5 protein-coding genes are annotated in these 2,412 nt (G+C 68.6%); all 5 read left to right on the plus strand.

The window, feature by feature from the left end:
• The first annotated feature begins 53 nt into the window (after positions 1-53).
• Positions 54-299, plus strand: coding sequence for a hypothetical protein (locus VNN10_16235; GenBank protein ID HXH23566.1), 246 nt, complete (start codon positions 54-56; stop codon positions 297-299).
• A gap of 179 nt (positions 300-478) precedes the next feature.
• Entirely contained in the window at positions 479-718 is a 240-nt protein-coding gene (locus tag VNN10_16240) for a type II toxin-antitoxin system prevent-host-death family antitoxin (GenBank protein ID HXH23567.1), read from the plus strand.
• Positions 718-1,128: a type II toxin-antitoxin system VapC family toxin gene (locus VNN10_16245; GenBank protein HXH23568.1), complete on the plus strand. Its 411-nt coding sequence runs from the start codon at positions 718-720 to the stop codon at positions 1,126-1,128. The genes VNN10_16240 and VNN10_16245 overlap by 1 nt, the downstream gene beginning before the upstream one ends.
• A 242-nt stretch (positions 1,129-1,370) precedes the next feature.
• On the plus strand, positions 1,371-1,952 hold the full coding sequence (locus VNN10_16250; protein HXH23569.1) for a hypothetical protein: 582 nt from the start codon (positions 1,371-1,373) through the stop codon (positions 1,950-1,952).
• A 2-nt stretch (positions 1,953-1,954) separates the two neighbouring features.
• The coding region (locus VNN10_16255; protein HXH23570.1) for a DUF6094 domain-containing protein at positions 1,955-2,412 on the plus strand (458 nt) is incomplete at its 3' end.

Below are 2,412 nucleotides of genomic sequence, written 5' to 3' on the forward strand. Positions count from 1 at the left end.
CGAGATGACCGAGCAGGAACGGCGCCTCTACAGGCGCCACAGAGGCGGGTGACATGGAAGACGTCGGCCGTGCGGTAAAGAAGATCGAAGAGGGGGAAGCCTGGGAAGAGACCGACGAGGTGGTCGAGGTAGAAGTGAAACGACCGCTCGACAAGGTGGCGCCCGTGCGTCTGCCCTCGGACACATGGGAGGACCTGCGGCGCGAGGCCCGTGAGTTAGGCGTCGGCCCCACCACCCTGGCCCGCATGTGGATTCTCGAGAAGCTGCGCCAGGCGCTGCTGGCGAGGAAGTCAGCCTGAACCCACACGTCGCCGTCGAGATCGACCTCCAGGGGCAATCTCCTCGTGAGCCGGCGCCGGTTCGCCAGCCTCGAGGAGCAGGACTTTCTGTGATGCTGGAATGGGACCCGTGGTTGCCGACCGCCGCCCCCGGCACGTACGATGGATTTAGACCATAACAGACCAGAACGAGGAGCGCCATGAGGCAGGTCGGCGTCTACGAAGCGAAGACCCAGCTCCCCCGCCTTCTGGACGACGTGGAGCGAGGCGAGACCATCACCATCACCCGCCACGGCCGGCCTGTCGCGCGGCTGGTGCCGATCCGCGGCCGGCGACGGAGTGTTCGTGAGGTCATCGAGGCGCTGGAGGCGTTTCGTCAAGGCCACACGCTCGGCGACATCACCATCCGGGAGCTCATCGAAGAAGGACGGCGCCACTGATGCCGTTCGTCCTCGACGCCTCCGTGGCCCTGGCCTGGTCGTTCCGCGATGAGCGGAACGCTTACGCGCACCGAATGCTCCGCCATCTGGAACACGATCCGGCGCTGGTGCCTGTCGTCTGGCTGCTCGAAGTCGCCAACGGCCTTCTTGTCGCAGAGCGCCGGGGACGGCTCACCGCGGCGGATGTGGCCACCGTCTGCGCGGCGCTCGCAGATCTCCCCATCGAATGCAGCGAGCTGACGCTCGAACACGCCTTCGGTCCTGTGCTGGACCTGGCCCGAGCCCATGGGCTCAGCGCTTATGACGCGGCGTACCTAGAGCTGGCGATGCGGGAGGGGTTGCCCCTCGCCAGCCAGGACGACGCCCTCCGCGCCGCCGCCCAGCGGGCCGGTGTTCCCCTGGTGGAATGAGGTCCGCGACGTTGGACTCGCTCCAAACGGCCAACGGCCTGTCGCTCGTACACCCGCTTCCACGGCGCGCAGCCCTGACGTTCGAGTCGCCGCGAGTCGGTCTTGCCCGGGACCTCCCAGACACGTAGGCCCCCTCTCTTCGTCTCCTTCGAACTTGCGTCCGATCAGGCGCACGCCGCACCCGTCGATTGAAGGCGCCTTCCGTGAGGGACCCTTTGCCACTGTGGAATAGGAGCCGCTCCATGCAACTGCTCGCCATCCGCGCCGCAGGGTTCACGGCCACCGTGGACGCCTGCGCCCAGGACGGGGGCCAGCTCTGGTTCCTCTCCCTGCTGGGCAGCCAGCAGGCGGTGCGGGTCCTCTGGGCCCGTCTCGTGAAGGGCGAGACCGCCTACCTGAGCGCAGACGAGTTGACCGGCGGCTCGCCCTGCTGGCTGGCCCGCGAGGCCTGGGGCACGTGGCGTTTCTACGGCGGTCGCCTGCCGTCCGGCGCGGCGTACCACGGAATGCTCGTGCCCGACACCGCCGCCTACCTGTGCGACCGGCAGGACTTCCTCCTGCTCGCTCGCACCGAGGAGGAGGCGCCCGCGCTCCACTACCGCTTCCTGAACCGCCGGGTCGAGCTGCCGCTGCACCCGTCATGGGCGGCCTGGCTCTGGGAGCGGGGACTGGCGACGAACGAAGTCGAGGCGCTGGAGTCGCTGGGCGTTTACGCCTACCGCTGTCGGCCCAATCCTCTCGCCCTGCAGCGGGACATCGGCGAAGCGGTGCGCCGTCATGCGCTCCTCGTCCCGGCCGACGAACTCGCGGCGGAGGCGGTTTAGCCGTGCGTCTCGAGGCCGTCGCCAACGCGGGGTACTATCCCACCCCGCCGTCTGTCGTCGAGCGCATCGCCGCCCTCGTGCGTCCCGCTCGCCCTACGTCGCGACAGACGGTCCGTCTTCTCGATCCCTGCTGCGGGGCCGGGGCGGCTTTGCGTCAGTTCAGCGACGCCGTCGGCGGCGAAACCTACGGGATTGAGATCGAGCGCCAGCGGGCGAAAGAGGCCCGCAATGCGCTCGACCGCGTGCTCCACGCCAGCGCCTTCGCGGTCCGGCTGGCCCACGATGCGTTCTCCTGCCTATGGCTCAACCCGCCGTACGACCACGACGACGAGAGCAAGCGGCTGGAGCACGCCTTTCTGACGGCCATGACCCGCGCCCTTGTCCCTGGCGGTCTCCTGGTGCTCATCGTGCCGCAGAAGCGGCTGGCGATTTCTGCCCGCTACCTGGGCGGCCACTACAC

It is taken from the genome of Dehalococcoidia bacterium (assembly GCA_035574915.1).
Lineage (GTDB): Bacteria > Chloroflexota > Dehalococcoidia > DSTF01 > WHTK01 > DATLYJ01.

Excerpts from the sequence above, each read along its gene's own strand:
- VNN10_16245 (HXH23568.1), top strand. The coding sequence starts at position 718 with ATGCCGTTCGTCCTCGACGCCTCCGTGGCCCTGGCCTGGTCGTTCCGC.
- VNN10_16250 (HXH23569.1), top strand. The coding sequence starts at position 1,371 with ATGCAACTGCTCGCCATCCGCGCCGCAGGGTTCACGGCCACCGTGGAC.
- VNN10_16240 (HXH23567.1), top strand. The coding sequence starts at position 479 with ATGAGGCAGGTCGGCGTCTACGAAGCGAAGACCCAGCTCCCCCGCCTT.
- VNN10_16235 (HXH23566.1), top strand. The coding sequence starts at position 54 with ATGGAAGACGTCGGCCGTGCGGTAAAGAAGATCGAAGAGGGGGAAGCC.